Origin of the sequence: Paludibacter sp. 221 (genome assembly GCF_010501035.1) — a bacterium.
Lineage (GTDB): Bacteria > Bacteroidota > Bacteroidia > Bacteroidales > Paludibacteraceae > QVMH01.
On the sequence record NZ_QVMH01000001.1, the window covers coordinates 1 to 20,535 of the forward strand.

General features: G+C 39.5%; 21 protein-coding genes and 3 tRNA genes. 16 read left to right on the forward strand and 8 right to left on the reverse strand.

All coding sequences use genetic code 11. The features are described from left to right. Window positions 1–168 precede the first annotated feature (168 nt). Together D0T49_RS00005 and D0T49_RS00010 are read left to right on the forward strand one after the other, a co-directional pair. Window positions 169–909, forward strand: a complete 741-nt coding sequence (locus tag D0T49_RS00005) for an NADPH-dependent oxidoreductase (protein WP_163628410.1) — start codon at window positions 169–171, stop codon at window positions 907–909. A 517-nt stretch (window positions 910–1,426) separates the two neighbouring features. After that, complete coding sequence (locus tag D0T49_RS00010; RefSeq protein WP_163628412.1) at window positions 1,427–2,299, forward strand: GNAT family N-acetyltransferase; 873 nt, start codon at window positions 1,427–1,429, stop codon at window positions 2,297–2,299. 139 nt (window positions 2,300–2,438) lie between these two features. Here the strand turns inward: D0T49_RS00010 and D0T49_RS00015 are convergent, their stop codons facing one another. Then, window positions 2,439–4,049, reverse strand: coding sequence for a PKD domain-containing protein (locus D0T49_RS00015; protein WP_163628414.1), 1,611 nt, complete (start codon window positions 4,047–4,049; stop codon window positions 2,439–2,441). 466 nt (window positions 4,050–4,515) lie between these two features. Between D0T49_RS00015 and D0T49_RS00020 the strand changes: the two genes are divergently transcribed. The 9 genes from D0T49_RS00020 (at window position 4,516) to D0T49_RS00060 (ending at window position 11,365) form a co-directional block, all read left to right on the forward strand. Then, window positions 4,516–4,605 (forward strand) — tRNA-Ser (locus D0T49_RS00020). 89 nt (window positions 4,606–4,694) lie between these two features. After that, on the forward strand, window positions 4,695–5,498 hold the full coding sequence (locus D0T49_RS00025) for a MotA/TolQ/ExbB proton channel family protein (RefSeq protein ID WP_163628416.1): 804 nt from the start codon (window positions 4,695–4,697) through the stop codon (window positions 5,496–5,498). A 31-nt stretch (window positions 5,499–5,529) separates the two neighbouring features. After that, entirely contained in the window at window positions 5,530–6,012 is a 483-nt protein-coding gene (locus tag D0T49_RS00030; protein WP_163628418.1) for a hypothetical protein, read from the forward strand. A 46-nt stretch (window positions 6,013–6,058) separates the two neighbouring features. Continuing rightward, window positions 6,059–6,643 carry a biopolymer transporter ExbD gene (locus tag D0T49_RS00035; protein WP_163628419.1) on the forward strand — a complete coding sequence of 195 codons (585 nt, stop codon included), beginning with the start codon at window positions 6,059–6,061 and terminating at the stop codon, window positions 6,641–6,643. Between the two features lie 3 nt (window positions 6,644–6,646). Then, on the forward strand, window positions 6,647–7,117 hold the full coding sequence (locus D0T49_RS00040; protein WP_163628421.1) for a biopolymer transporter ExbD: 471 nt from the start codon (window positions 6,647–6,649) through the stop codon (window positions 7,115–7,117). An 885-nt stretch (window positions 7,118–8,002) separates the two neighbouring features. Beyond that, window positions 8,003–9,634, forward strand: coding sequence for a fumarate hydratase (locus D0T49_RS00045; protein ID WP_163628423.1), 1,632 nt, complete (start codon window positions 8,003–8,005; stop codon window positions 9,632–9,634). 183 nt (window positions 9,635–9,817) lie between these two features. Next, a complete protein-coding gene (locus D0T49_RS00050; RefSeq protein ID WP_163628425.1) occupies window positions 9,818–10,372 on the forward strand; it encodes a ferredoxin domain-containing protein in 555 nt (184 codons plus the stop codon). A 101-nt stretch (window positions 10,373–10,473) separates the two neighbouring features. After that, a tRNA-Arg gene (locus tag D0T49_RS00055) sits at window positions 10,474–10,547 on the forward strand. A 230-nt stretch (window positions 10,548–10,777) separates the two neighbouring features. Further along, window positions 10,778–11,365: a TetR/AcrR family transcriptional regulator gene (locus D0T49_RS00060; RefSeq protein ID WP_163628427.1), complete on the forward strand. Its 588-nt coding sequence runs from the start codon at window positions 10,778–10,780 to the stop codon at window positions 11,363–11,365. Between the two features lie 85 nt (window positions 11,366–11,450). Here D0T49_RS00060 and D0T49_RS00065 read toward each other — a convergent pair whose 3' ends face one another. Then, window positions 11,451–11,696: an RNA-binding protein gene (locus tag D0T49_RS00065; RefSeq protein WP_163628429.1), complete on the reverse strand. Its 246-nt coding sequence runs from the start codon at window positions 11,694–11,696 to the stop codon at window positions 11,451–11,453. A 142-nt stretch (window positions 11,697–11,838) separates the two neighbouring features. Between D0T49_RS00065 and D0T49_RS00070 the strand changes: the two genes are divergently transcribed. Continuing rightward, entirely contained in the window at window positions 11,839–12,408 is a 570-nt protein-coding gene (locus D0T49_RS00070; protein WP_163628431.1) for an AAA family ATPase, read from the forward strand. Between the two features lie 56 nt (window positions 12,409–12,464). Further along, window positions 12,465–13,295 (forward strand): patatin-like phospholipase family protein, encoded by an 831-nt coding sequence (locus D0T49_RS00075; protein WP_163628433.1) that lies wholly within the window; start codon window positions 12,465–12,467, stop codon window positions 13,293–13,295. Window positions 13,296–13,786: 491 nt separating this feature from the next. Here D0T49_RS00075 and D0T49_RS00080 read toward each other — a convergent pair whose 3' ends face one another. The 4 genes from D0T49_RS00080 to gldG all read right to left on the reverse strand — a co-directional run bounded on the left by D0T49_RS00080 (window position 13,787) and on the right by gldG (window position 17,484). Continuing rightward, window positions 13,787–14,776, reverse strand: a complete 990-nt coding sequence (locus D0T49_RS00080) for a beta-ketoacyl-ACP synthase III (protein ID WP_163628436.1) — start codon at window positions 14,774–14,776, stop codon at window positions 13,787–13,789. Between the two features lie 97 nt (window positions 14,777–14,873). Next, window positions 14,874–15,059, reverse strand: a complete 186-nt coding sequence (gene rpmF, locus D0T49_RS00085) for a 50S ribosomal protein L32 (protein ID WP_163628438.1) — start codon at window positions 15,057–15,059, stop codon at window positions 14,874–14,876. A gap of 102 nt (window positions 15,060–15,161) precedes the next feature. Continuing rightward, window positions 15,162–15,698 (reverse strand): DUF177 domain-containing protein, encoded by a 537-nt coding sequence (locus tag D0T49_RS00090; protein WP_163628440.1) that lies wholly within the window; start codon window positions 15,696–15,698, stop codon window positions 15,162–15,164. Window positions 15,699–15,819: 121 nt separating this feature from the next. Beyond that, window positions 15,820–17,484, reverse strand: coding sequence for a gliding motility-associated ABC transporter substrate-binding protein GldG (gene gldG, locus D0T49_RS00095; protein ID WP_163628442.1), 1,665 nt, complete (start codon window positions 17,482–17,484; stop codon window positions 15,820–15,822). Between the two features lie 171 nt (window positions 17,485–17,655). On the opposite strand from gldG, the gene D0T49_RS00100 reads away from it, so the two are divergent. The 3 genes from D0T49_RS00100 to D0T49_RS00110 all read left to right on the forward strand — a co-directional run bounded on the left by D0T49_RS00100 (window position 17,656) and on the right by D0T49_RS00110 (window position 19,588). Beyond that, window positions 17,656–17,740, forward strand: a tRNA-Ser gene (locus D0T49_RS00100). 252 nt (window positions 17,741–17,992) lie between these two features. Further along, the gene (locus D0T49_RS00105; RefSeq protein WP_163628444.1) at window positions 17,993–19,216 is read left to right on the forward strand and encodes a site-specific integrase; all 1,224 of its coding nucleotides are present in this window, start codon (window positions 17,993–17,995) and stop codon (window positions 19,214–19,216) included. Window positions 19,217–19,219: 3 nt separating this feature from the next. Continuing rightward, complete coding sequence (locus D0T49_RS00110) at window positions 19,220–19,588, forward strand: protein-tyrosine kinase (RefSeq protein ID WP_203583393.1); 369 nt, start codon at window positions 19,220–19,222, stop codon at window positions 19,586–19,588. Between the two features lie 149 nt (window positions 19,589–19,737). Here the strand turns inward: D0T49_RS00110 and D0T49_RS00115 are convergent, their stop codons facing one another. Next, window positions 19,738–20,043, reverse strand: coding sequence for a helix-turn-helix domain-containing protein (locus D0T49_RS00115; protein WP_163628446.1), 306 nt, complete (start codon window positions 20,041–20,043; stop codon window positions 19,738–19,740). Then, window positions 20,040–20,351: a helix-turn-helix domain-containing protein gene (locus D0T49_RS00120; protein WP_163628448.1), complete on the reverse strand. Its 312-nt coding sequence runs from the start codon at window positions 20,349–20,351 to the stop codon at window positions 20,040–20,042. The genes D0T49_RS00115 and D0T49_RS00120 overlap by 4 nt, the downstream gene beginning before the upstream one ends. Between the last annotated feature and the right edge of the window lie 184 nt (window positions 20,352–20,535).

The following is a 20,535-nucleotide window of genomic DNA, read 5'->3' on the forward strand; positions in this document are numbered from 1 at the left end:
TGCTTTTTATCTTTCCTCCGCAGGCCACATGCCTGCGGTGTCCGATACATCGGACTGTTCCATATGAAAATCTGACTTTTCAAGTTAGCATGCTTTTAAAATACATTCATTTTTTATTGAATATAATCTCCAATAAATACTACCTTTGTGTATAAAAATATTAGGACTATGTTAGATTTTTTGAACCAACACCGCAGTATCCGTAAATATACGGATAAAGTAATAGACGCAGGTTTGATGAACCAACTGCTTGAAGCTGCCTGCCGTACTTCCAATACGGGAAATATGCAGGCTTACAGCGTAGTAGTAACTACCGGCGATGAAATAAAACGTCAGCTTGCACCCACACATTTCAACCAGCCTATGGTGGTACAGGCACCTGCCGTGCTTACGTTTTGTGCCGATTTCAACCGCTTTACCAAATGGTGCGGGATGCGTCGGGCTGATGCCGGATATGATAATTTTCAGTCGTTTATGACAACGGCTATTGATGTTTTGCTGGCGTCGCAGACATTTGCCATTGCGGCAGAGGCCGAAGGCTTGGGAATCTGCTACCTTGGCACTACTACTTATAATGCGGGTGAAATTATAGATATTCTGAAACTTCCTAAGTTGGTTGTTCCTATAACCACTATTACAGTGGGTTACCCTGCCGAAATTCCGGAGCAGACCGACCGCCTGCCATTGGATGCGGTAGTGCATTATGAACAATATAAGGATTATACGACTGAGGATATAAATAGCCTGTATGCCGAAAAAGAAAACAGCGCTTTTTATAAAAACTTTGTTGCCGAAAATAATAAGGAAACTCTGGCTCAGGTTTTCACCGATATTCGTTATCCCCGAAAAAACAACGAAGTGTTTTCGGATAAGTTTTTGGAGGTTCTGAAAAAACAGGGCTTTTTATAGAGTCAAGAGCCAAGAATCAAGAACCAAGAATCAAGATAAAAGAAATAAGAAATAAGAAATAAGAATGAGGAAAAAGGTGAAAGGAAAAAGTATAAAGTTACTTGCTTGCTTCTTGCTCCTTATCTCTACTTGTAACTGTTTGTCTCATCGGATTTCTTGGCAAGCCAATGGAACAATCCGCTTTGCGGTGCGAACAAGTTCGAGCGGCAATCCGATGATATTCTAACTGCGGATTTAAAATCCGCAGTTAATAAACCTCTGACTGGCGCAAGTTTAGCGTAGCGTAACTTGTGCCGAAAATAAATGTAGTTTTAAACTACAGAAGAAACATCGACACAAGTCACAGACTTGCGTCAATTATGCTTTTATAGAATCAAGAGTCAAGAATCAAGATAAAAGAAATAAGAAATAAGAATGAGGAAAAAGGTGAAAGGAAAAAGTATAAAGTTACTTACTTGCCTCTTACTCCTTACTCCTTACTTCTTATCTCTAACTCGTAACTCGCAACTGCTTAATTATGATTCGGTTTGCTGATAAAACGACAGAGCCGGAAATTCGCCGGATGTGGGAGGCTTGTTTTGACGATTCTCCTGCGTTTGTGGATTTCTATTTTTCTGAAAAATACAGGAATGAGAATACCCTGCTTTATTCGGAAGGGGGAGCGGCTGTAGCTTCGTTGCAGATGATTCCGTACCAATTCTCTTTTTATGGCGAGGAAGTGTCGTCTCTGTATATTTCGGGAGCCTGTACTTTGCCCGAATGGCGCAACCGTGGTTATATGGGTAAGTTGCTGTCGGAGGCTTTCGGTGCGATGCGCAAAAAACACATCCCTCTTTCTATTCTTATTCCGGCCGAGGATTGGCTTTATGGCTATTATGCTCGGTATGGATATGCCGCTGTTTTCGAAAAAGACGAGGAGTTTATTCCTCTGAAAGAGATAATTTCGGCATCGGGTGGGAATATGGATAAAGCTTATTTACAGTTCGATAGCCTTTTCAGGAACAAGGATTTTTGTGTGCAAAAAACGAAAACCGATTTTACGGCTATTGTGAAAGATGCGGAGCTGGATGGCTTTCCTCCTAAATCTGATTTGTCGGGCATGGCCCGTGTGATTGATGCGGAAAAACTAATTGGCATGTATGCGAAAGGCTACAGGGGTAATCCTTTTTCGTTCGAACTGCAAGACAGCGCAATTCCCGATAACAACGGGGTTTTTCATATAGAAGGCAACGGGCTTATGAAGTTTGATAAAGGTGCACAGTTTGATGAAAAACTAACCGTTCGGCAGCTTTGCCGCTTGCTTTTTGGGTTCCACTTGGAGCAGTTGTCCGGCGATATTGTAACGCATTTCCAGCCCCATTCTCCTTGCATGAACCTGATGTTGGAGTAAATGGTTTTAATGTGTTGATACTGAATTGTTTAGATGTTTGGTATAAAGATTAAAAAAGCAACCATCTGATTGTCAGGTGGTTGCTTTTTACTTTTTTTTAAAATATGTATACCTTTTATAATATTATATTCGGCTCACGTTATTTCCCATATTTAGGAACATCGTCCAAAGCTATTCCGTAAGCATCGGTTATTTTATTGTTGAAGTATATTATTGTATCAGGTACGGCTATGTTGCTGGTTAAGCGTTTGATTTGCTTTATACCCGAACGGTGGGTTGGGTTTTCCTCGAAATATGCTTCTCCCAGATTCTCAGGGGCGGTATATGCCCAGAATACATTGTTCGACGTATTGTCTACCACAATTCCCGTAATGTAGAATAATGGGTTAGCCATTGGCGAATTGTCTATCTGACGTTCGTGTGTGCCATCAATGTTTGCAACCCAAAGCCCCACTTTGTTAGCAGGTGCTGTAACTGAGAAATAAATCTGATTATTAGCCCTGTCTACGGCAAATGCACGGATTGAGTAGTCCGGGAAAAGTACCGGGTCGATTTTTTCTTTTATGTTGCTTTGTTTGAAACGATAGATTCCTTTTCCGGTACCGCCTTTTGCCCAGTAAAATACGCCGTCTCTGTCGTGCAGGTAAACTCCTCCGCTGAATTGTCCTTTAGCTAAGCCGCTCCCAAAGTGCCCTAACGAATCCACACGTGCTACATAGTATGGGGATTTGTATTGGTCGTCGCCCAGCCATTGGAAAGTCTGGTCGGTTTTAGTCCGGTCTATTTTATAAACAAAGTCGCTGTAATCACTCCAATATACATATTTGCTATCTACATATCCATTGTAGAATCCATTGTAAGAGTTTGTTCCCTCGTTTTTGATAATGGTCTTTATCTGGTCGTTTTCAAGGTTCACAATTCGGATGTTTCCATCTCCCACAGTATTGTCCTCTGTTACGTGTGTTCCCGCATCAAAAACAAACAGTTGTTTGTTTGATGTCATTATATTAAAGGCATGCTTCCCCGATGGTATATTGGTTTCAGTAGCCTCTTCGATGCCATTGTCGAATATTCGCTGGCGCAGTATGTTTTGGTTGTTTTTGCGCGCAATGAGCAAGCTGCGTGTCAGGGTGTCGCTTACGGTGAACACGTCTTTCTTTATCTGGTCGATAGTATAAACGGAGTCTCCTATTGTCATACGTAGAGAGACGGTTTCTTCCACACCTCTTTTTGTAAAAAAGACAACCGGCTCTTCCTCGTAAGAGACTTGCATGTTATCTAAAGTGTCGCGCAGGCTTTCACCGCGTGCATTTTCAGAAAAGAACCATTGGTATGTTTTTGTCCGGCCGAAAGGGTTGTACGCCAGAGTACTGTATTTTACACTTTTATAAAAATTTACGTTTTGCGTATTACGTGTAATGTGCGGAATACTGTCGTAAACGTAAAACGATTTTGTCCTTACATAGTTGTTGTTGGAATCTACGCGTAGGGTAATATCATAGTCGCCGGGACGTGTGAATGTTATTTTGGGGCTTTTATGGAGCGAACGGGAAATTGAGCCGGTGTTGAGGTTCTTAAATGTCCATTCAAAATCGTCGCCACCCGATGATAAGTTAGTGAATGCAACTTGCTCTCCTATCTTGGGTTGTGCCGGGTCGTACGAGAAATCGGCTGTAATTTTGTCTTTACAGCTATAAGCAGTTGTTGCAAGTAGGGTAGCTAATATGAAATAGATAATTTTATTTCTCATCTTTTGTTGATAATGTATATTTAATAAAATCAACCGCAAAGATAAACATTTCTATTGGCTGGCAAATCTACCGATAAAACAGTTTTTGTTAATTAATGCGAATGGGGAGTTAAAAGATTTTGAAAAATTGGCGTGAATTGCCTTCTAGGTAAGTGTTTCTGTTTTTAGTCCGGCTGTTCAGGCAGTTGGCGTGTTTTTGTGTTTGTTGTGTCTTTGTCTGAATGTCTTGGATGCCTGAAATACTTTTGTGTAGTAAGTTCCGTTATATATAAATACGCGGGTTTTGAATGGAGGTGAGGCGAGGTCATTCGGTCTTGATATGGGACGAATATTGTTTAGTTTCTTAAAAAACTGTGAAACAAACTTAACGAGATGCAAAAAGTGGGTAAATAACGGTTTTAGAAACATAAAAAAGAATCAAATGTACTTGTAATTCATATTTTTTTTTTAACTTGCGCCCCAATTCGGAGAGGTGCTCGAGTGGTTGAAGAGGCACGCCTGGAAAGCGTGTATGCGGCGTGAAACCGTATCGAGAGTTCGAATCTCTTCCTCTCCGCATAAATTTTATGCTTAATGAAAAGCAATTTTAATGAAAGAATAAATAATAAAAACACAAAAAAATTAGAAACTAAAAAAGCAGAAAAAATGAAAAAGTTATTTGCAATTTTATCAATCGTAGCAATTTGCAGTTATGGAATTCCTGTAAGTGTTTTAGCTCAGGACGTTGCTTCTACAGAGGAATATGCTGAAACTCCGGCAGTAGCTGAAACTGCAGTTACAATAGAAACTACAACGCCTGCCGATATGGAAGAAGGTGGTGGCTTGCACAAAACATTGAAGCAAAAATTTATTGAAGGAGATGCTATATGGATGAGTCCGGTAGCTTTGTGTTTGATATTAGGTTTGTCACTATGTATCGAGCGTATCATTTATTTGAGCCTTTCGTCAACTAACACAAAAAAGCTATTAAACAATATTGATGCAGCTTGGGACAAAGGTGGTGTTAATGCAGCTATGGATGTTTGCCGTAACACACGTGGTCCGGTAGCTTCTATTTTTTACCAAGGTCTTTCACGTTACGACGAAGGTCTTGATGTAGTAGAAAAAACAGTAGCTTCTTATGGTGGTGTTCAGTTAGGTATGCTAGAAAAGAACCTGACATGGATTTCGTTGTTTATTGCTATTGCACCTAGTTTAGGTTTCTTGGGTACTGTGATTGGTATGATTCAGGCTTTCGACAAAATCCAACAAGTGGGTGATATCTCTCCTACAGTTGTTGCAGGTGGTATGAAAGTTGCACTTTTGACAACAGTATTCGGTCTTATTGTAGCGATGATTCTTCAAGTATTCTTCAACTATATCCTTACTTTGGTTGAAGGTTTGACAAATGACATGGAAGATTCTTCTATCTCATTGCTTGATATCATTGTGAAACATTCAAAAAAATAATACCGGATTTATTTTAAAATAAACTTAAGATATGAATGAAAAAATATTAACAAGAATAACCAGTATCATTGCAGTTGTTCTGCTCGCTGTTTCAATTATCCTTGTAGGGATAATGTATTTAGGCCCAAGTGCCGGCGCAATAGAAACTGCTGGTGGCGATACGTACAATGTGCCGGTCGCAACAGACACTTTGATATACTGGTGTTATGCATTGCTCATAGCAACAGCCGCTGTTGCTATAGGATTTGCAATTTATAAGTTTGTAAAGAATATTATTGTAAATCCTAAAAGCGGAATAAAAACAATTGCTACTCTTGCTGTCTTCGCCTTGATATTCATAGTAGCATGGAATGTAGGGTCGCCTGAAAAAATGTCTATTTTTGGTTACGAAGGAAATCAGAACGAAGGCTTTTGGGCACAATTCACCGATATGATTATATATGCATGTTACACATTATTTGCTATTGTTATATTAGCAATCGTTGGTAGCAGAATTTACGTAAAATTAAAATAATACATACGTGTGGATTTTATATATTCACAATATGTAAATAATTAATATGGCAAAGAAAAGAAAAGTTCCAGGATTAAATTCGAGTTCGATGGCCGACATCTCGTTTATCCTTCTTATTTTTTTCCTTGTAACCACAAGTATGGATTCAAACAAGGGGTTGTCGAGAAGGCTTCCGGCTCCACTTCCACCTGATCAACCAATTGAGGATATCGATATTAAAAAGCGTAATATCTTTGTGGTGAAGGTGAACAGTATGAATCAATTGCTTGTACAAGGAGATATATTGGATATCAGAGACCTTAAGGCAAAAGCGAAAGAGTTTATCAAAAACGAGGCTGAAGATCCCAATCTTCCTGAAGTAGTTATGGAAAACATAGAATACCTTGGGGATGTTGCGGTGACAAAAAACCACGTTATATCGTTGCAGAATGATGTGGATACTCAATATCAGACATATATCGACGTTCAGAATGAGCTGATTGCAGCTTATAACGAATTGAGAAATGAATATTCTCAAAACCGTTTCGGACGTTTGTATGACGAGTTGCCTGTCGAATTGCAGAAATCGGTACAAAAGGTTTATCCACAGAAGATATCAGAAGCAGAACCTAAAAATTATGGAGGAAATTAAATTATGGCAAAGATAAGAAAAGACCAGCAAAGGGAAACCCCCGAGATGAGTACATCTTCGTTGCCTGATATCATCTTCATGTTCTTGTTCTTCTTTATGATGATTACCACAATGAAAGAGGTTACTTATAAGGTGCAGATATCTCCGGTTCAGGCAACTGAACTTACAAAACTGGAGAATAAATCATTGGTGCGTTACGTATATATCGGAAAACCTACTCAGGAATGGCAAAAAACCTTTGGTACAGAAACACGTATCCAGTTGGGTGATGCTTTTGCTGATGTAGCTCAATTGGAGGACTATATTGTGACCGAACGTAGCTCGATGAAAGAAGAAGACCAGAACTTGATGACTGTGTCGATAAAAGCAGACAAAGATACCCGTATGGGTGTTGTAACTGATGTGAAACAGGCATTGAGACGGGCTTATGCACTTCGGATTAATTATTCGGCAGTGCAAAAGACCAACCGCTAATTTGAAGTTTGTAATTTTTTTATATTCAGTTATCCACAGGCGAATCCGCTTGTGGATAATTTTTTATGAGAGGTAGGGGGGAAGATTGCTATAGAGAGCAAAGTCTGGTAACCTTCGATTTTTGCAATGGGAGGTTAATTGGTAGCTCACATAGTACACATACGAAAACACATAGAAACACAGTAGAAATTACATATAAGCTATGTGCTACTATCAAGTTATTACCGCCCAAGATAAGGTAATAAGGTTATTATTGTCGGGTTGTGTAAGTTACTAAGGTTATTGTTCGGAAATAAGTTTTTTATCAAGTATCTTATTTTGTTGATAAACCTTAATAACTCCACAATTAAGGGTAAACCTACCTTATTACCTTATTTTGCCTTATAAGCTGTAACCCTACCTCTCGTTATAAACGAGGGGAAGTTTGAATTAGGTAAGATGAAGCTTGATTGTTCTTTGGAGGTGTTTTACAAAGTATGCTTCTGCCTGAAAGTCAGCATACTTTTTTAAAATACATCCCAAATTATTACCGCCCAGGATAAGGCAATAAGGTTATTGTTGTCGGGCGTGTAAGTTACTAAGGTTATTGTTCGGAAATAAGGTTTTTATCAAGTACTTTGTTTTGTTGATAAACCTTAATAACTCCACAATTAAGGGTAAACCTACCTTATTACCTTATTTTNACCTTATTTTGCCTTATAAGCTGTAACCCTTCCTCTCGTTATAAACGAGGGGAAGTTTGAATTAGGTAAGATGAAGCTTGATTGTTCTTTTTATTGAAAATTATCAATTTAAGACTATCTTATAATATTAAAAAGCAGTATTTTTGTATCTCTGTTGCTTGAAATAAAAATACAAAAGAAATACTAATTTATACAACTGTTTATGGCTAAGGAATTTAAATATCAGGAGCCTTTTCCGATGGGGAAAGATAATACGGAGTATTATTTGCTTACAAAGGATTACGTTTCGGTTTCTAATTTTGAAGGAAATGAAATTTTGAAAGTAGAGCCGGAGGGGCTTACCGAACTCTCGCGGGTTGCTATGCGCGATTGTGCATTTCTGCTTCGTCCTGAGCATCAGCGTCAGGTTGCTGCCATACTGGACGACCCCGAAGCGAGTGAAAATGATAAATACGTGGCTCTGACCATGCTTCGCAATGCAGAGATTTCAGCAAAAGGAGTGCTTCCTTTTTGTCAGGACACGGGTACTGCTACCATAATTGCTAAGAAAGGTCAAAATGTATGGACCGGCGGAGGTGATGAAGAAGCGCTTTCGAAAGGAGTGTACGAAACTTATACACAGGAAAATCTACGCTATTCGCAAAATGCCCCGTTGAATATGTATGATGAAGTGAATACGGGAACAAACCTGCCTGCCCAAATCGATATAATGGCGGTAGACGGTAATGAGTATAAATTCCTGTTTATGGCTAAGGGTGGCGGCTCTTCCAACAAGTCGTATCTGTTTCAGGAGACTAAAGCCCTGTTGAATCCTGTGACATTGGAAAAATTCCTGACCGAAAAGATGAAAACGCTGGGTACTGCTGCCTGTCCGCCTTATCATATTGCATTTGTGATAGGGGGTACATCGGCCGATGTTTGTATGAAAACGGTAAAACTGGCTTCGACCAAGTATTATGACACCCTGCCCACTACAGGCAATGAACTTGGGCAAGCATTCCGCGATTTGGAAATGGAGGCTAAGATATTGAAAGCAGCACAGGAATCGGGCTATGGTGCTCAATTCGGAGGAAAGTACTTTGCCCACGATATTCGTATCGTACGTTTGCCGCGTCATGGAGCATCGTGCTTTGTGGGAATGGCTGTGTCGTGCTCGGCCGACCGTAATATTAAAGGTAAAATAAATAAAGACGGAATCTGGGTTGAAAAGCTGGAAGATAATCCGGGAAAATATATCCCCGAATCGCTACGCGAAGCAGGTGAAGGTGATGCTGTAAAAATAGATTTGAACCAACCGATGAAGGATATTCTGGCTGAACTGACTAAGTATCCGGTGGCAACCCGTTTGTCGCTGAACGGAACTATTATAGTGGGGCGCGATATTGCCCATGCTAAATTAAAAGAGTTGCTGGATGCGGGTAAGGATTTGCCGCAATATGTGAAAGACCATCCGATATATTACGCCGGCCCTGCCAAAACGCCTAAAGGCATGCCTTCGGGCTCGTTTGGGCCTACTACTGCCGGAAGAATGGATTCGTATGTCGACCTGTTCCAATCGCATGGCGGAAGCATGGTTATGATTGCAAAAGGAAACCGTAGCCGGCAGGTAACTGATGCTTGTAATAAATACGGCGGTTTCTATTTAGGCTCTATCGGTGGACCTGCTGCAATTCTTGCACAACAGAATATCAAAAAGGTAGAATGTCTTGAGTATCCAGAGCTGGGTATGGAGGCTATCTGGAAAATAGAGGTAGAAGATTTCCCTGCTTTTATATTGGTGGATGACAAGGGAAATGACTTTTTCAAACAAATAAAGCCGTCTTGCGTGTGTTAGAAAAAGGCTTTTGAACGCAAATTACGCTGATTACGCAAATTATTTTGTCTCATAGGATATTAAACTCCGATGAGACAAAGTAATCAGCGTAAATTCTTGGCTCCGCCAAGCGAAGTGTCGAGCGGTGTTTTCTTTATTTTTTAAGCGATTGAACCTTTATTAACCCCATTTCGTTAGATAAACATGTTGATAAACGAAAGAGAAACCCGTAGAGAACGTTTGCTACAGGTGGCAAACGATATGATAACGGCTGCCCGTACTGCGCCTAAAGGCAAGGGCTTCGATATAATTGAGATAGCTGTGGTAACCGACGATACGATTGACGACCTGTCGAAAGCGATGCTGCAATATAGCGAAATAACCGGATTGAAATTTATTACCCGCGACGCGGAGAATATATTGCAGGCGGAAGCCATTGTTCTTATCGGAACGAAAGAGAAGGTACATGGTCTGAATTGCGGCTACTGTGGTTTTGATACTTGTGTGGAGAAACTTCAGCATGCGGATATCCCCTGTGCTCTGAACACGGTAGATGTGGGTATTGCCATAGGCTCGGCATGTGCCGCGGCAACTGATAGGCGTGTAGACAGCCGTGTGATGTTTTCGGTAGGACGTGTAGCTAAGGAGTTGGGTATGATGCCCGGTTGTAGCTCTATATACGGAATCCCGATAAGCTGTTCTTCTAAAAATCCGTTTTTCGACCGCAGGTCGAAAACCCCTCCTGCTGAGGAAAAGTAGCATTTAGGAGATAAATTGAGCCTGTTTTGTAAAACTTTTTTGTTTTTGTTTTGTAAAAACGGAAAATAACCTTATCTTTGCAACCGCAAAACAAAAGTATTGGCTCCGTGGCTCAACTGAATAGAGCATCTGACTACGGATCAGAAGGTTACAGGTTTGAATCCTGTCGGAGTCACTTCAAAATCAGACATTTAGGAGAAATCTTGAATGTCTTTTTTTGTGTGGGAAATGGTGTTTTTTTTGAGGGTTTATGTAAACCAAACTGGGGTCATCGTAAAAATCTGAGGGATTTTGTGTTGTCATTTTTTTTATTCTCAGGCAGATAAACTTTGTATAAATAATGCAAATCCCGTTCGGGAATAAGCTATTTTTTATTTATATTTGCAAGAGTAAAGCATGTTGGCAATGTTATCAAAAAACACAAAAACAAAAAAGAAACTGATTGAAGTGGCGAGGGAGCTTTTTGCGAAGCATGGCAAAAAGAATGTTACGATGAACGATATTGCCGAAGCATCAAAAAAAGGGCGGCGTACTTTATATACCTATTTCAAGAGCAAAGAAGATATATATCGCGCTGTTATTGATAACGAACTGTCTATTATTCTGGATAAGCTCTGCGTTATTTCGGAGCAAAACGCTGAGCCCGAAGAAAAACTTACCAAGCACATAATAACTCACCTGGATGCTGTAAAGGATGCTGTAAGCCGCAATGGCTCGTTGCGTGCCGATTTTTTTCATGATATTTATGAGGTGGAACGTACGCGCCGCAAGATAGATGTGAAGGAAATAGAGCTAATCCGCTGCATATTGGAAGAGGGGGTTGCCAAGCGCGTGTTTAAACGTGTAAATATCGAACTTACGGCTATGATTATTTTTTATTCGCTCAAAGGGCTCGAAGTGCCTTATATCCGCCAGGGGATAAGTACCGAGTTTGAGAAAAACAAGAACAGCATTGTCGAGTTTGTATTCTCCGGCATCCGCAAAAGCCATTGAAAAGACGTTTTTTAGAATTTACTTGGGTAAAAAAAATAGATAGCCGGAATATACCAACTATCTATCTCTATCTGTTTTTTTGATATTATTTTTTCGGGAGAGCTTCTTTTACCACCATAGGACGGCCGTCGTTTTCTTTGCCGTTCAGTTCATTAATAGCCCGTTGGGCTTCAGTCTCGTCGTCAATTTCAGCAAATGCATATCCTTTCGACCTGTGCGATACTTTGTCGACAATTAGTCTTACAGAAGACAAACCTCCATATTCTTCCAATAACTCCCGCAAATCCGATTCTTTGATTCTGTAGCTGAGATTTCCAATGTAAATGTTCATGATAGATAAATTATATGTTTAAATAATGTTTCTGTTAAAACAATTTACCTGTCATTAAAGTTCATTTTATTTACAGTTATGAGTGGGTATCCGAAGTTTGATTTTAGTTTTCTCAATTATTTTATAGCTAAAAAAGCGAGTTATGAAAACGAACATAGATTCTCAATATAATAGCGATAACTTTTATATAATTACAGGCGGGCCGGGTATGGGCAAAACCACTCTGATTGACGCATTGAGGCAAAAAGGTTTTCATTGCGCGGCGGAAGTTGCACGCGAAGTTATAAAGAAGCAAGTTGAAACCGGTGGTGACGCCCTGCCTTGGAAAGACAGGGAACTTTACACCCTTTTGATGCTCGAAGAGTCGGTACGTAGCTATTTGGATACATATAATAGCGCTGACGAAAGGGAGCTGGTCTTTTTCGACAGGGGAATATTAGATGCCATTTGTTATGCCGAAATGATGGGTATGGAGATAACCAAAGAGTGGGAAAATATGGTGGAAACGTACTCCTGTAACCGGAAGGTGTTTTTGCTGCCGCCTTGGAAAGAAATATATCATACGGATGAGGAGCGGAAACAGGATTGGGACGAAGCTATGCTTACCTACGATAAAATAAAAGAGACGTATCTCAGTTATGGTTATCGTATAATAGAGCTTCCGAAAGATAGTGTGGAAAAGAGAGTCGGATTTGTTCTTAATAATTTGTAACTTTACTTATCAGAAAATAATGTTTACTTTTGGCTCTCATAAAATTTCAGAAGTTTATGCGACGGCGGTTATTTTCTTCTCAGAAAAAGATTAAGAACATTAATCTTTGTTTAAGCGGTGGAGGTGCTTTAGGATTTGCCCATATAGGTGTTATTCAGGCATTGGAAGAGCACGGGATATTCCCCAATCGGATATCCGGTACGAGTATGGGGGCTGTAGTGGGCTGTATTTATGCAGCGGGATATTCGCCCAAATATATGTTGCAACTTATCAAGGATGATAAGCTCTATAAGATTAGCCATCTACTTACTTTACATTCTCCTTTCAGAAAACGCGGACTGTCCGACCATACCACTTTGCAGGGGCTTATCCGCGAATTGATACCTCACAACAGTTTCGAAGGATTGCCTAAAAAACTATTTGTTTGTGTATCGGATATGCATGCAGCACAGTATAAAATAATCAGCGAAGGCGGCGAGTTGGATAAGTGGGTAGGCACATCGGCCAGCATACCCGGTGTTTTTGAGCCTATAGTGCACAATGACATACTGTATGTGGATGGGGGAGTGACTAATAATTTGCCCGCCCAGTGTTTTGAGAGCGAATTTAAAAGAACAATAGGCGTTGATGTTATTCCATATACCAAACTGAATGCTCCCGGCGTGATGCGTCCCTACGACATAGCGTTGGCATCCATACGTGCCATGCAGCACATGAACTCACGCGAAGGGCGTGATATCTGTACCTATCTGATAGAGCCGCTTGTGCTCAATAAATTCCATGAATTCAGCTTCGATAATTATCAGGAAATTTATCAGATAGGATATGATGCGGCGATAGCTTATATTAAGGCAAATCAGGATATTTTAGAACTCGCTAAGACATAATATCAATGAAATTGAAGGTGGTCAATAGGATTTAAACATGGTTCGAGGTTATTTTGAATTTTGGAACTCATAGTTTGCCAATTATTGCTGTCCGGTAAACTTTCCTTTGTGCTAAAATTTAGTCTGAACCCCTCGTTTGGGATTTAGCCTTTTTTGATATCCTTTGTAGTTACCACACCAAAAAGTGAAATCAAGGGCAAAAATACATATTTTACCGGACAGCAATAATTACAAATGTAAGGAACTGTCTCAAAAATAAAATAATCAATTTTGCTACTATCAAATTATTACCGTCCAAAACAAGGTAATAAGGTTATTAGCTGAAAATAAGGCTTTTATCAAACATCTTATTCTATTGAAACATCTTAGTAATTGCACAAGTAGGAGTAAACCGTCCTTATTACCTTATTTTACTTTCCGAATTGTAATATACTACAATTGACTTATTCGCTTTTTTGGACANAAACATATAATTTATCTCGATTTTTTTATCAATATCCCCACTTCAGGTAAATTGCTCCCCATGTAAATCCGGCTCCAAAAGCAGTAAGAATGATATTGTCACCTTTCTTAAACTTTTTCTCCATCTCCCACAGCCCGATAGGAATACTTGCTGCCGAAGTGTTGCCGATATGTTCAATATTAATAAGAACTTTATCGTGATCGACTCCTGTACGTTTCTGTACGGCATCGATAATACGGAGGTTGGCCTGATGAGGAATCAACCAACTTATATCGTCACCGGTCAGGTTGTTACGTTCCATTATCTCGGCCGATACTTCGGCCATATCATACACCGCATTTTTGAATACAGCTTGCCCTTCCTGATAAACATAGTGAAGTTTGTTGTCGACTGTTTCGTGCGAAGCCGGCATCATAGAGCCTCCAGCTTTCATATGAAGATGTTTTATCCCGGTACTATCTGTATGAAGTATAGCATCCATCACACCCAATTCTTCATTTGTGGGTTCAACCAAAACCGCAGCTGCACCATCTCCAAAAATAGGAGCAGTAGCACGGTCTTCGTAATTTGTGATTGACGACATTTTTTCGGCACCTATAACAAGGGCTTTTTTAAACCGTCCTGATTCAACAAAAGCCGTAGCACTTGTCAACCCTACAATAAAACCGGAACAAGCTGCCTGTAAATCATAAGCCAGTGCTCCTTTTATGCCAACTCTTTCGCAAACTACTGCTGCAGTAGCCGGAAAGATATAATCAGGGGTCGAAGTAGCACAGATAACAACATCAATTTCTTCCGGCTTCACACCCGTTTTCTCGAATATTTCTTCTACGGCTTTGGCTGCCATATAAGAAGTACCTGTATTTTCTTTCTTCAGTATCCGGCGTTCTTTAATACCAATACGTGTAGTGATCCATTCATCGCTTGTATCCATCATGGTGCTCAACTCATGATTATTCAGAATGTAGTCGGGAAGATAACCTCCTACAGCGGTAATTACAGCATGAACTTTAGACATAACTTTTCGATAGTGGTTAAAATTAAAAAAGAATGAAGCCCGAAGTGTCTTACTCTGGGCTTACACATAATTTTACCAAATTAATATAATTTACGAATTATACTGTAGCAAATTTTTCAATAGCTAATTTACCTCTATAGTAGCCACACTCGCCACATACAGTATGATAAATATGAGTAGCTCCACAATTTGAGCATACTGCTAATGTAGGAAGTTCTGCTTTATAATGAGTTCTTCTTTTTGCAGAACGTTGTTTCGATTGTCTTCTCTTGGGATGTGCCATTTTTATCTAATTTTTTAATTGTTTTATACTTTAAATATCCTATGAGTAATGTTATATGCTTTTTAAAATTATCAGAGAATAAAACTTGTACTATATATATTGTCAATCCTCTGCTATTTCATCTATTCCCATATCATCGTCGTCCAATTCCAATAAGGCATTTTCATCATCATCGTCGTCGCTACTACGGGCAATGTGCTTTTTAAGCTTGCTTATCATCGACTTGTTACATAAGCCGGGCTGGTGCACATGCTTTATCGGTATGTTCAGAATAATAAATTCATACAGGAACCACGCAATGTTTATCGCGCCTTCTAACTCAGGCACAACCACCATTTCGTCCTCTTCCGAAAATGCATTGCCAAACTTCACCAATAAGTTCTCCTTATAAGTGATAGGCTGCTCCATATCGTCCAAGCAGCGGTCGCACGGAATCAGGATAACTCCGTCCAAATCAAACAACAACTCAAAGGTGTTATTTTCCTTTTTCCGTATAGTCACCTTTGCTTTTACATTCCCTTTTTGAACCTCCGGACTGTCTATTTTCTTAAAAAAAACATCGTCAAGGACAAATTCTTTTACCACAGGACTCTCAGGAAGCCCTTTAAGAATGATATTGTATTGTTCAAATTTTGACATTTTACCAGCCATTTTCAAAACCGTGCAAAAGTACGAAAATTAGTTTTAATATGAAAACTTGTTTCGATTTTTATTATTTGTTAATATGAATTTCTTGATAAACAAGCCCTTTCGAGCATTTTTAAGTATATTTCCTCTTCCTTATCAATTGGTAAACAAAACCAAAAACAAGCAACACTACAATTGGTAAAACAATGTTAAGTGTCTGAATAACAGTGCTTTTGCTTTTTATCAACTGCTTATTAAGTAGACCCAATGTCACTGTCCGCGAACGAAGGTTCATCCACCCATCTTCATCAGTAAGATAAAGGACTGAGTTGCAGATAAAGTCCTTATTGCCAAATTGCCGGTTCATATACCGGTCGAACCCTAAAGGTATTATCTCATTCCCGGCAATCTCATTCCTGATAATATCACCATCTGCAACAATAATCTGCTTTGTAGCTACGCTTTGGCTTCTTTGAGGCAACAAATTACCCACCCCCCTCGGTTGCATACGATTGGCAAAGGCTGAAGAAAAAACACCTTCCAACGAAACCGCTACAGGTATATAACCCATATTGAAGTAATCCGGTTCATTTACATCTGCCAAATCATTTAAATCAATAGTTGCAGGAGTTCTCACTACGTGCGTATTGTCCGATGTAGCCAACAGCAGGTTTGCACTTAATCCAGCATTCTCGCCCACAAGTTCCACCGCCGAACAAAAATCGGCCTTAACCTCCGCAATGTTACGTGTAACAGGGTGTGCATACGACGTAAGCAGCAAAGGAGCATAAAACCAAGGCATGGGCTCAAACTGAGGAGATTCCCCCGCAGGAGCTACATTAACAGGGATATTCACACTTTGTACATCTTGCAACAAGACTGGATTAATTCGTACCCCATACCGAAAAAACATGTCATTTAGGTTTAAATCCATCTCGATAGCAGGTGATACTCCAGTAGCAGATAATTCTTCGCGCGCTATCTTCACCCCCTCTACAAGCCACAGCACTTTACCTCCGTTCATTATATATTGGTCGATGATGTACTTATCAGATTCGCTGAATGGAGCTGTAGGTTTAGCTATAATTATAGCCTTGTAAGGATTCAGCACCGAAGCGTCATCTCCCAAGACACCCCTGTCAACCTGAAAATACTTGCTTAATGTTTTGCTTATATCAAATGTATCATCTTCCGAAAGTTCTCCGTGCCCTTCGATAAAAGCTATTTTTCTCACGTCATTCAATATCAACTGGCGGATAGCATCAGTCACTTCAAATTCCAGATTCTCTATTGATATATTTAAGCTCTCTTCGCGCGATACACCATAAACATCTTTAATCAGGTTTACAGGAAGCGTACGGTTATTATAGCTTAACACAATCCAAGGAAAAATAATGCTTTGAACTATTTTACCATCCTTATCTCTCTCGTTGAGCATAGCAGGCGTCAATCCTTTAGCCTGAAGTTCGGCAAATTTCTCTTGACGTTTCCCCACCGATTCGATTAACGAAACATCTTCGTACCGGATTGTGATATTCCTGTTGGCATATATTGCAAGTTCTTCAAGAAGCTCAACTGTGGCATTCCGCAAACGCAAAAAACCGGGATTCAGATTCCCATTTAAATAAACGGTTACCTCCATTGGCTCTGTCACACGCTGCATAAGCAGCTTTGTTTGCGGAGCAATACTATACCTCTTATCCGAAGTCAGGTCGACACGGAAAAAGAAGAAAGATGACACCACTACAAGTATCAAAGTTGCAAATACAGGAATAATATTTTTGTAAATATTCTTCACCAATCAGGGATGAATTAAAAACGCGTTAATTTCAAAAGCAAAGATATGCTTTTTTCAGTAGCCGGAACCAGCATAAATCATTTTTTAATTAAGGAAAAATATTTTTTACGATTTTTGGTATTTAATAAAAAAGTCATATCTTTGCACCGCATTTAGAGCAAAACCACTTTAGGAGAGATGGCAGAGTGGTCGATTGCGGCGGTCTTGAAAACCGTTGAACTGAGAGGTTCCGGGGGTTCGAATCCCTCTCTCTCCGCAAATAAGCAAAGCAAAAACAAGATAATCCCTGTAAATTAGACGTTTACAGGGATTTTTGTTTTTGAGAGAATAGCAGAAAACAGCAATTTGGAGTACTTTTCTCAGACTTATTCGGGGAGGAGCAAGAAAAATAGGAAAAGCTCCCCTATTTATGGTTAACGGGTTGTTTTTCAACATAATGCCGTTCTTTGCGTAGTTCTGTTCCCACTGATATTTCATATATTTCGAACCCAATTAAAAATTGAAATGTATGAAAAGAATGACCTTCAAAATCCTGTTTGTCGTAAAGGCATCACGGGTCGCAAAAGATGGGAAAAGTCCTGTTTATTTGCGTGTTACAGTCAACGGACAACGATGTGAAACATCCATTAGCCTTAGAGTTGACTTCAAAAAGTGGAATACTATCGCTGAAAAGGTAATCGGGGACGATCGGGGAGACCAAGAAATCAATTTCCGTTTAGACACCATCCGCATGCGAATAATGCAAATCTATCGCGAGATGGAATTTGACCGCAAAGAGATTACTGCACATAAGATTATCGACCAGTATTTGGGAAGAAACGACAAGCCAGTAATAATGCTACTCGATGTTTTTCGAGAACACAACGAGCGGTGCCGAAAGCTAATAGGCAAAGATATGGCTCCGGCGACAGTTACCCGTTATGAAACTTCGTTGAAGCATACAGCAAATTTTATCCAATTCAATTTCCACAAAGAAGACATTCCGATTACGGAAGTCAATCACAAATTTATTACGGATTACGAGTTTTATCTAAAAACCGAACGAAACTGCTCTCATAATTCGGCAACCAAGTATCTGAAAAATTTCAAGAAAATTATTCGTATTGCTTTGGCAAACGACTATATTAGCAAAGATCCTTTCGCCAATATTAAGTTCACACTGGATGAGGTGGAACGGGATTTCTTGGAAGACTCCGAAATTCAACGAATTATAGATAAAGAGATAACAATAGAGCGACTGGCACAGGTACGTGATATTTTTGTGTTTTCAATTTTTACCGGCCTCGCCTTTTCGGATTTGAAAGGACTTACAGCCGAACATATCGCCACCGACAATAATGGTGCATTGTGGATTAGGAAAAAGCGACAGAAGACCAATAATATGTGTAATATCCCATTATTGGATGTTCCAAAACAGATACTGGCAAAGTATAAGACCCACCCTGTTTGTGTTCAGAAAGGAACTTTATTACCTGTTCTTTGCAACCAGAAGATGAACGCATATTTAAAAGAATTGGCTGATATATGTGGAATTGCAAAGAAGGTCTCAACACACACCGGTAGGCACAGCTTCGGAACGTCTGTCGCCTTAGCCAATGGAGTTTCAATTGAAAATGTAGCTAAAATGCTGGGGCATTCCGATACAAAGATGACTCGCCATTATGCCAAAGTATTGGATAAAAGCATTATGCGAGATATGGAAGGGATAAATGGTAAATTTTCAATCGGATAAATTATGAAACGAGATGTAATAACCATAGAAAATGGAATTGTATCCGTTCCGGTATCAGCCGAAATCTGGATGACACAACACCAGCTAGCCGATTTGTTCCAATGTTTTGTAAGCAAAATAAATGCAAACATTCGTGCCATTCTGAAAACTAGCGTATTTGATGAAACCAATGTTTGTCGGACTTATTATTACAAGAATGGTGATTTTGTTGAACAATATAGTTTGGAAATGATTGTGGCTCTTTCATTTCGGATTAAGTCGAAGAATACAGAAATCTTTCGGGAGTGGTTAATGAATAAAGTAGTATTTCAAAATGGTCACCAACTGCTCTTAATTAGCAATTCTCGGAGCAATAAGTCAATGCTAAATTGATTTTTCTTATTTTTCGTTCACAAAAGAACAGGAAGAGAATAAAACACCAAACCCAATGCCCTGGCGGGTTTCCTTTGGAAAGGTTTGTCTAATTTATTCTCTTCCTGTACGATAAAAGTTGCCGAAAAAAAGAAAAAATAATATTGTGTTTAGGGTTGATTCCGGAAAGCTTCATGGTATCCGTCGTTAAGCAGTTTTTCTACATCCGATGACCGATACAGTATCTTGCCGCCCAGTTTGATATAGGGAATACGCCCCTCGTTCCTATAATCCTGTAGACTCCTCCGACTCAGCTTTAATTTCTTTGATAGTTCCTCATCCGTATAGAAACTCTCCCCATTCAATGTTGGTTTGCGGGGTGTGAATAATTTCTCTATCGCAGTAGATAGCCGTTCGAGTGAAAGGAAAAATGATTTTACCCTTTCGTTTTCTGATGTAATTAATTGATTGCTCATACCTGTTTTCCTTTGTATTTAGCTTGCTTGCGTTTTTCTTCTACCACTGGAACGATTTTTTCCACGTCTTCCGGTTTGTAATAAGTTTTATGGCTGATTTGGGTATATGCCAGTGTTCCGTTATCCCGTAACGTTTGAAGTGTCCGCTTCGAGATGTTCAAAAGCTGGCATACGTCCTGATTATCCAACCATTCTTTCATATCCCTGTCTCCATGCAAGCGGCATAGATACTCCATCCGGCTTGCAAAATCTTCAAACTTGGAAAGCATTTTTTCGAAAGTTTGTGCTTCAATGTTTATTATTTCCATATCTTTATTTTTTAAGTATTAATTTCAATCGAAGCACAAATATATATACAAAAAATCGGTTAAATAGCAAAGAATCAGGCTGTGGCAGCATTTGTCCGGGGTTGTCCGGGGTTTCGGAGACAAACTCATTTCAGAAATGGAATAATTTTCTCTTAGAAAAGGAAACAGCCCTCGAAAATCAATC